At 33.3% G+C, this 8,816-nt stretch carries 7 protein-coding genes and 3 pseudogenes; 4 read left to right on the top strand and 6 right to left on the bottom strand.

The window, feature by feature from the left end:
- On the top strand, positions 1–223 hold a 223-nt coding region (locus ACIQ7L_RS27430; protein WP_400573297.1), incomplete at its 5' end, for an IS3 family transposase.
- Between the two features lie 11 nt (positions 224–234).
- On the opposite strand, the pseudogene ACIQ7L_RS27425 reads toward ACIQ7L_RS27430, so the two are convergent.
- A pseudogene (locus tag ACIQ7L_RS27425) lies at positions 235–736 on the bottom strand (MerR family transcriptional regulator); the annotation flags it as partial.
- Positions 737–901: 165 nt separating this feature from the next.
- Here ACIQ7L_RS27425 and ACIQ7L_RS27420 point away from each other — a divergent pair.
- Positions 902–1,698: pseudogene (locus ACIQ7L_RS27420) on the top strand (Y-family DNA polymerase).
- Entirely contained in the window at positions 1,695–1,919 is a 225-nt protein-coding gene (locus tag ACIQ7L_RS27415; protein WP_400573295.1) for a YolD-like family protein, read from the top strand. The pseudogene ACIQ7L_RS27420 and the gene ACIQ7L_RS27415 overlap by 4 nt, the downstream one beginning before the upstream one ends.
- Positions 1,920–2,364: 445 nt before the next feature.
- On the opposite strand, the gene ACIQ7L_RS27410 is transcribed toward ACIQ7L_RS27415, so the two are convergent.
- The 4 genes from ACIQ7L_RS27410 to ACIQ7L_RS27395 form a co-directional block, all read right to left on the bottom strand.
- Positions 2,365–2,865 carry a DinB family protein gene (locus ACIQ7L_RS27410; protein ID WP_400573293.1) on the bottom strand — a complete coding sequence of 167 codons (501 nt, stop codon included), beginning with the start codon at positions 2,863–2,865 and terminating at the stop codon, positions 2,365–2,367.
- Between the two features lie 77 nt (positions 2,866–2,942).
- Positions 2,943–3,857, bottom strand: coding sequence for a helix-turn-helix transcriptional regulator (locus ACIQ7L_RS27405; RefSeq protein WP_400573291.1), 915 nt, complete (start codon positions 3,855–3,857; stop codon positions 2,943–2,945).
- A gap of 16 nt (positions 3,858–3,873) precedes the next feature.
- A complete protein-coding gene (locus tag ACIQ7L_RS27400) occupies positions 3,874–4,443 on the bottom strand; it encodes a YdeI/OmpD-associated family protein (protein ID WP_173781737.1) in 570 nt (189 codons plus the stop codon).
- Positions 4,444–4,493: 50 nt separating this feature from the next.
- Complete coding sequence (locus ACIQ7L_RS27395) at positions 4,494–5,099, bottom strand: recombinase family protein (RefSeq protein WP_400573289.1); 606 nt, start codon at positions 5,097–5,099, stop codon at positions 4,494–4,496.
- Between the two features lie 189 nt (positions 5,100–5,288).
- Here ACIQ7L_RS27395 and ACIQ7L_RS27390 point away from each other — a divergent pair, with 189 nt between their 5' ends.
- Positions 5,289–8,237: a Tn3 family transposase gene (locus ACIQ7L_RS27390; protein WP_400573287.1), complete on the top strand. Its 2,949-nt coding sequence runs from the start codon at positions 5,289–5,291 to the stop codon at positions 8,235–8,237.
- Positions 8,238–8,316: 79 nt separating this feature from the next.
- On the opposite strand, the pseudogene ACIQ7L_RS27385 reads toward ACIQ7L_RS27390, so the two are convergent.
- Positions 8,317–8,391: pseudogene (locus ACIQ7L_RS27385) on the bottom strand (IS6 family transposase); the annotation flags it as partial.
- Between the last annotated feature and the right edge of the window lie 425 nt (positions 8,392–8,816).

Below are 8,816 nucleotides of genomic sequence, written 5' to 3'. Positions count from 1 at the left end.
ATTAAGTGCGAAAGGCTGCCCATACGATAATGCGGTAGCGGAAGCAACCTATAAAATCTTTAAAACAGAGTTCGTTCGTGATCGTCACTTCACAAGTTTAGAAGAATTGACCTTAGAATTAAACGACTACGTAAACTGGTTTAACAATGTTAGAATCCATGGCACACTAGGCTATTTGAGCCCTGTTCAGTACAGGCAGGAACACCTTAAAAAAATTGTCTAGTTTCGTGTTGACATACCATTTTCATCTCTTTGCTCTAATCTTTTTTCTATCCTTTCCTCTCGTTCCTTTTGCCCCTTCTTACTCTCTTCTATCAGCTTATTCTTTTGATCTATACGCTCCCCCTAGTCTTCGCTCAACTTCTAAAAGCATTCTTTGTTGTTCCTGGCTTATCTGTTCCATCATAGCGCTATACTTTCTTGGAATAAAAGTTTAATGTGGTAAGGAGTTATATCGGTCTCCTGCGAAGCCTTTTCTTCCATAGTGCCTCTCAATTGATTCGCAATCATCTTAGCTACTTTTTCTAACGTCATCCCATCATGTTTACTCAGTTCAATTAGCTTTTCAACCAGCATAACGTCATACTCTGTATATTATCTTCTACCTCGACTATTTTTCTTGACCTCATACACCTTCACGTTGCAACACTTCCATATACTTTCTGAGTGTACTGCTACTCACTCCCAAGCGATTGTAAACCTCATTAGCCGTATAAACTATTTCCATATCCGACATAGCGCTACAACACCTCCTGCATTAAGGTATTTCATCATTCCTTGCAATTTCCTTTCATCTTCAAGTGACTCCTCTTCATCATTTTTTTACAAAAAATGCTTTATACAAGAACGTAAGTTTGTATATAATAAGAACAAGAGTTCTTACCCCAAGGAGGATTGCACAGTGTATGACTATTCCTGTTTACCAAATCATGTTGTGATGTGCATAGACTTACGCAGTTTTTACGCTTCAGTAAGTTGCATCAAGATGGGATTAGATCCTATGCATACTAAATTAGCTGTAGTCGATGATGTAAATAGAAACGGTTCAATCGTTCTAGCTGCAACTCCACCATTAAAAGCATTGGGTGTAAAGAAGATGGCAAGGCTATACGAGATTCCTCGCAGAAAAGACATTCTTGTGGTAAATCCAATTATGAGCACCTATATAAAATGCTCCAATTACATAACAAAATTAGCTTTGCAATACGTACCATCTATCGAGGATTTCCACCAGTATTCCATTGATGAATTCTTCATGGATATTACTGATAGTATTCATTTATTCGCCAACAAATTCAAACGCGAAATATACGATCATACACGAATTGAATGTACCATCGGAATTGCTCCTAACCCATTAATGAGTAAGGTGGCTTTAGAAAGACACCTACTTTAAGCCGCCCAACAAATTTAACGATGGATATTTATCATATCTGTACATACTTTTTACATCAACAATATACTGGCGAACCCATTCGCAGCATAAACATTTCTCTAATGAATCTAATCCAGGAAGGGGAGGAACAAATTTCTCTTTTTGATAACATAACGCAGCGAGAGCAAGAAATGAGGTTAACAAAAGTAATGGATGAAATCCGCACAAAGTTTGGGAAGAACAGTATTTTACGAGGGATTTCCTACACGCATAGCGCTACAGCTAGACACAGAAACACACTTATAAGAGGACATAAATCATGAATAACGCTAATATGCCAAAAGGGAGAAGAATGGTCAAATGGACACCGTTTGCTGCAATGTCTGAACAGTTTGAGGGAATCAATCAAATTATTCAAGAACAATTGAAAATAGAAAAGCCTGTGTTGGATGAACAACAAATTGAAGAGATAGAATTGACATTACATGAGGCATTACATACAAAACAAGAAGTGAATTTAGGGGTACAGCCGAGATACATGTAAAAATAGGTCATAGGCTTACTTTTATTTCCAATTTGTTTTTTTATAAAATCCCTGTATTCATCTAATCTTTCATTTTCGCTTGTCATGTAAACAAACGTTTAGGTGACAAATGAAAACCAGGATAAAATAATCATATAAGGGTGTTTTTGTCCATCCCCCTAAAAGTGGGAATAAGTGGTTTATGTAACAATAGAATCAAATAGTGTTGGTTATCATATAAAATTTCTTGTACCAGGGATAACGTCAGGAAAATACGGATTTACAACGTTAAGAAAACTACAGCATAGAAAAATCGATTCCTTTACGTTTAGGAATCGATTTTTAATTTGGCTTATTAAGCTAACGCCACCGTTAGTTTTATTAAAGGGCATTTATATAGAAAGCAGATTAATATTTTATTTGTATTCTCATACGAACTATCATTAATTTACAAGTACTATTTGCCTTAACTCTGATACCAATATAAAGCGAGGTCATTCATTGTTGAAGCGTGCCCTTGTTGTCTTAGCATGGTTGTTATGTTACCTCGATGATAGGTACCATGGTTAGCAACGTGAAATAAAATTTCTGAGTATGCAGTCTCTCTAGCACCTGACCAAGGATTATTCAAATTAATTTTTTGTTCTAAATCTTTTTGGCTATTCATCCATTCTTCATACTGTGAAGCTAGTTCTTCGAAAGACTTAATAAATTCATCAACAGAATATAAATTAGTCTTTTCTAATAATGACATAGAAGCTTCCAATGCTTCTTGCATACCAATTCCTTTAAGTACTTGTAACCACATTACATCTACTACATAGATATGGCTAAACGTTTGAGCAATATTTGGATATGAACTATTAGCCTCTTTATATAGGACATTGTTTGGTAATTCTTTTATTCTTTCTAGTAACGCCTTATTAGCCCAAAGATGGTACTTATACATATTTTTTGCATGGTTCATTTAACAGCTACTCCTTTAGTTTTGTTTTTTTAAAGTTGATATCTAGATTATAAAAAAAGATATATGACAGCAGCTTGTCATATATCTTCATAAACTTTTATTATTTTTTTTGCCTCATCTATTAAAATTGATTGTAGTTCCACCGGTTTTACAATTTTAGCACCGCTACCAAAGCTTAAAAGAATCGATTTAAGCCATCCAGCCTGTAGAGGTTGATAAACAGAAATTGTAATTGTCATACTTCCGTCATCGTTAATGGTTTTTGAAGAATTCTGGAATTGGTCTAATGCTTCTGCTAAGGAATTAGGACTCACCCAGATTACTACATCCTCAAACCCCACCAGATTACGGTTCGAATAAAATGCTTCATCTTTAATTTCGTGATGTTGTAAAAACTTTTTTTGTGTCAGTGTTACATCCATCATACGTGATGATCTAAATTCTCTATAATTTTGACGTTCTCTACAATAACCATACATATACCAGTTACGGAACTTATAATGAAGGTGAATAGGTTCTACTTCACGAGATGTAAATTCATTTTTATTACTTACATAATTAAAGTGTATTACCTTTTTTTCATGTATAGCTTTTCGCAGATTCATTAATGAATTGGGTTCTGTTCTATGGCTTTCCAAGTCAACTAATAAAGACTTATTATTACTGTTTGTATCCAGTAATTTTAGTCTATCTATCGTATGTTCAATTTCTTTATCTTTAAAAATATTCGATAAACTACTTAATACTGTAATTAGATTCGGAATATCATAAGAACCCATTAAGCTTTTATCAAATTTGTATCCCTTTATTATACCGAATCCCCCGTTAGTCCCTTGGTAAGAAACAACTGGTATTCCAGCAGCACAAATAGCTTCGATGTCCCTATAAATTGTCCGTGGTGATACTTGAAATTCATCAGCTAAACTAGAAGCTGACAAAATTTCATTATTTAAGAGCTTGAATATGATTGATATCAAACGTTCTAATTTCAATTCTTATTTCCTTTCCTTAATAATTGATTAAGCGACCATTGTCATTCCATTGACCGTACATTTTATTTTCTCTGGTATTTTCAATAAACTTATCCAATCTTTTATTAAAAATATTAGGTTCATTTCTATAACTTTGTATCGTATCAATTCTAATCCTTCGGTATAGATCAGGAAAATTAATGAAGTTTTGATATAATTGGTCATCTTCTTTCAGTCGAGTTTCAATATCTGCATCTATAGTAAAAGATTCAGGCCGCATATCAGGAAGAACTCTCAGTCCTTCTTCTTTCATCAAACCTAATTGATTTAATCTCCTTACTCTTTCCTTGTTTAATTCTGTCCAATTACTGTTTTTCTTTCTTGGAGAAAGCCTTTGAGCAAGTTCAGTATCTGATATTTTCTTCTTTATGCCATCAATCCACCCAAAACATAATGCTTCTTCAACTGCATCTAAATACTGAATCACTTCTGGTTGTTCAGTTATACTTACTATCACCCAACAAAACCTTTCTGTTTTTGAATTTTCCTCAAGCCAATCTCTTAATGCCCACCTTGTCGTAACTCTAAGTAAATTCTCTATTTCCATTTTTAAAATTATCCTTTCTAAAATGAATATATGTCCTAAATATAACTGTCTTAATTAGATATAGCATGCTTTATTCTGTAGACGGTTTGCCGAGTTATCCCGTTTTCTTTTGCAATATGAGAAATAGCTTCGCCATTGTTTAACATTTCAACCACTCGATTGTACACTAACCGTTTTTGAGGATCTTTTGCTGTTGGAGAATAGATAGTTGGTCTTCCTTTATAGATGCCTTTCTGTTTAGCAATCGAAATTCCTTGTGCTTGTCTCCTTTTTGTTTCTGTTCGTTCTTGTTCCGCAATCATAGCTAAGATTTGAACGATTAAATCTTTAATAAATTTATCTAATAAAGAATTTCCAATTGCTTCCGCCATAATAGGTAGGCTAGTAATAATTAGCTTTACTTCCTTTCTCTTTAGGTAATTAACAGTCTGGATAATTTCATCATAATTACGTCCAAGTCTGTCAATCGCTTCTACCATAAATGTATCTCCACTTCGAATAAATTGTAACGCCTCTTGAAATGCTTCTCTATCGTGAACTGATGCACCAGATTTTTGTTCCGTGAATATTTTTTCCGCTCCAAATTCTTTTAATGTTTGTATTTGTCTATTTAAATTTTGCTCTAAAGTTGAAACTCTAGCATAAGCAATTTTCATTTGTAAAAATTCACCTCATTTTCTAATTAATTATCACACACCCTAATCATACAATTAGTACGAAGTGTTTTCAACAATCCCTTGATGGATGATTAGGGTCTACCCATAATAGACAAGAATAAACTTTTTATCGTAAGATGAAAGAATCGATAATTACTTTTGACATAATTCTAATCAGGAGGAATAAAAGTGACTTCAGTTGAACGTACAGCATATCCCAGCTTTAAACAAAATATAACTAAGAAAGAACTTGCAACAATTTATACGATTACACATGAGGAAAATATATTTGCACATCGTGTAGCACGTGGAGAAAGTTCGGTTTTTAATTGTTTAGTCATGTTAAAGTCTTTTCAACGATTAGGTTATTTCCCACGACCTAAGGATATTCCACCAATGGTGCTTCAACATATTCGGTCATGCCTTAATATTTCTGATGAAATAGAACTTAAATTCAATCCAAAAGTGATGTATCGACATCAAAAAGAAATTCGTCAATATTTACAGGTATATGCATTTGGAAAAGACGCTTTGCATGTAGCTACAAAGGCTATCTACCATGCTTCTCATGTGATGGATCATCCTCCGGATTTAATTAATGTGGCAATTGAAGAATTAATTAAAGAACGTTATGAATTGCCAGCATTCAGTACTTTAGATAGACTTGCTCGTCGTGTCCGAACACTGGTTAACAACCAATTGTGTCATATAGTTATGACTCGATTGTCAAAACAAGAAAAACATAAACTTGATGAATTACTTTATACTTCACAAGAAACTAAGCACTCTGGTTTTAATTATTTTAAAGAACTTCCTAAAAGCCCCTCAATTTCTCATATGAAAGAGCTACAAAACAAACTAGATTTTATTACATCTTTTATGTCGAACATCGAGGAACTATTAAAAGAGATTCCAAATTCTAAAATTAAACACTTTGCATCAGAAGCACTAGTTTTAGATGCATCAGAAATAAAAGACTTTCATATGGCCAAAAGGTATATGTTGTTATTGTCTGTTATTTATCGTTCACAAATTGCAACAAGAGATAACATAATAGATATGTTTTTAAAGAGAATTGCTAGGATACATAAAAGAGGAAAAGAAGAATTGACTCTTTTACGAGAACAGCAACGTTCTATAAGTGAAAACCTTATTTCTATATTAAGTGAAGTTTTACATACGACTCATATGTATGATGATACGAACATGATAGGAAGTAAAATAACGGAGTTATTCGAAGAAAAAGGCGGTATCGATTCCTTACAACAAAATTGTTTAGCTATTTCTGCGTATAACGGGAATAATTATCTTCCTCTATTAGAAAAGTTCTATAACAGTCATAGAAAGCCCTTATTTCGATTGATTTCATTATTAAAATTGGATTCAACGACTCAAGATGATTCACTTATAAAAGCTTTACAATTTTTGTTGCTAAATGAAAATCGAAGGGTAGAACACCTTCCTACTAATCTTGATTTATCATTTGCAAACGAGCAATGGAGACAAACTCTTCGAGTTGGAAAGAATACGAATTTATTGTATCGTAAACGCCTTGAAATATGTATATTTTCCTATTTAGCTTCAGAATTAAAGACAGGTGATGTGAGTGTACAAGGTTCTGAAAAATACGCTGATTATAGGAACCAATTACTACCTTGGGAAGAATGCGAACCGCTAGTTAAGGAGTATTGTAAAGAACTTAATTTCCCTTCATCTCCTACTCATTTTGTTAAACAACTGAAATACAAATTAACTTCTATCGCCAATAAGGTAGATTTAAATTATCCGAATAATGGCCAGGTAATTATAACAGAAGATGGAGAACCTATTTTAAAACGATTAGCACGAAGAGATGTGTCTACAAGTAGTAAATTGCTAGAAAAAGAAATTATACAACGTTTACCAGAACGAACCGTATTGGATATACTTTGCAATGTAGAACATTGGACTCATTGGACAAGACATTTTGGTCCTTTATCCGGATCTGATCCTAAATTAGAAAATCCAACGGAACGTTATATCGTTACTACATTTGGATATGGATGTAATTTAGGACCAACGCAAACAGCCAAACATATGCGTAATATGATTACAGCTCACATGCTTTCTTTTGTGAATCGTAGACATATTCATATTCCAAAATTAAATGCGGCACTTCAGGATGTTTTGAATCAATATCATACATTTAGTCTGCCAAAATTATGGGGAACGGGAAAAGTAGCTTCAGCTGATGGAACAAAACATGATATGTATATAGAAAATCTAGTATCAGAATACCACATTCGTTATGGCGGATATGGGGGGCTTGCCTATCATCATGTTGCGGATAATTATATCGCTCTTTTTAGTCATTTTATCCCCTGTGGTGTTTGGGAAGCGGTATATATTATTGATGGGTTATTAAAAAATAAATCTGATATTCAACCAGATACTCTTCATGCAGATACACAAGGACAATCGACACCTGTATTTGCCTTATCCTATCTATTAGGAATTCATCTTATGCCTAGAATTCGAAATTGGAAAGATTTAAAATTTTTCCGTCCAGATAAACATACTCATTATAAACATATAGATCCTTTATTTAAAGATGCAATTGATTGGAAATTGATTGAAACACATTGGAAAGACTTATTCCAAGTAGTTGTTTCAATTAAGATGGGAAAAATATTACCTTCGACGCTTCTTAGAAAGTTAAGTAGTAATAGTAAGAAAAACCGATTATATCAAGCGTTTCGAGAGCTTGGAAGAGTGATTCGAACAATATTCCTTCTTCAATATATTTCAGATATGAAATTACGTGAACAAATTTCAGCTAGTACCAATAAAGTAGAAGCCTATAATGGTTTTTCAAAATGGTTGTTTTTTGGCGGCGATGGTATTATTACGGAAAACGATCCAATCGAACAGGAAAAACGTATTAAATACAATGATTTAATCACCAATTCTGTAATTTTTCAGAATGTAGTAGATATCACTATGATTTTATGGCAACTAAAAAAAGAAGGTTATCGCTTTTCACGCCAAGATTTAGAAAGGCTAAGTCCTTATATGACTAGACATATAAAACGCTTTGGGGATTATGTAATTGATTTACAGAAAATCCCCCAACCAATAGAAGAAACGATCCCTCTATAAGCTCAATAGGTCATAGTTGGAAATAAAAGTAAGCCTATGACCTATTTTTACACGTATCTCGGCTGTACCCCACCGTAGGTACGTACCATCTCATAGTTAATAAAATCATATCAGGTTGATAATGCTTCCATTTGAATAGATTTTGTTTTTCCATACCAATCACATCCTTTTAGAGTACTAGCATCAGTATGTCCAAGTATGATAGATTTCTTGCACCAGAACCGAGTTTATTAGGTTTGCATTTTTGGTATGCAATTTTGCATTTTTGGTATGCAATTTTGCATTTTTGGTATGCAATTTTGCATTTTTAAATTAGTATAATTTAAGGGATAAATATTCTATAAAAAATTCAAGCAATAGTTTGGATAAGAAGAGGAATTTTATGAATAGACTGACTATATCAAAAAAAAGAAAATCGTACATTTAGATAAAATTGGGACCGATTTTAGGGGTAGAGGGAGTAACCGTGCCGGAAAGAAATTGCATATCATAGCACATGTACCAAGTAAGAAAGCCATGAAGAAAATAGGCACTCATTTGAGTTTCTTTTCTTTATAAAAAAATCCCCACACAGTGTGT

The sequence above is a fragment of the Bacillus sp. NPDC094106 genome (assembly GCF_044764345.1).
In the GTDB taxonomy this organism is placed as follows: Bacteria; Bacillota; Bacilli; order Bacillales; family Bacillaceae_G; genus Bacillus_A.
Note: the sequence above shows the minus strand (reverse complement) of the source record. Positions and strands in the feature narration are given on the sequence as shown.

Bases quoted from the DNA above. Each gene is read 5' to 3' on its own strand.
- ACIQ7L_RS27415 (WP_400573295.1), top strand. From the start codon at position 1,695: ATGAATAACGCTAATATGCCAAAAGGGAGAAGAATGGTCAAATGGACA.
- ACIQ7L_RS27410 (WP_400573293.1), bottom strand. From the start codon at position 2,865: ATGAACCATGCAAAAAATATGTATAAGTACCATCTTTGGGCTAATAAG.
- ACIQ7L_RS27400 (WP_173781737.1), bottom strand. From the start codon at position 4,443: ATGGAAATAGAGAATTTACTTAGAGTTACGACAAGGTGGGCATTAAGA.
- ACIQ7L_RS27395 (WP_400573289.1), bottom strand. From the start codon at position 5,099: ATGAAAATTGCTTATGCTAGAGTTTCAACTTTAGAGCAAAATTTAAAT.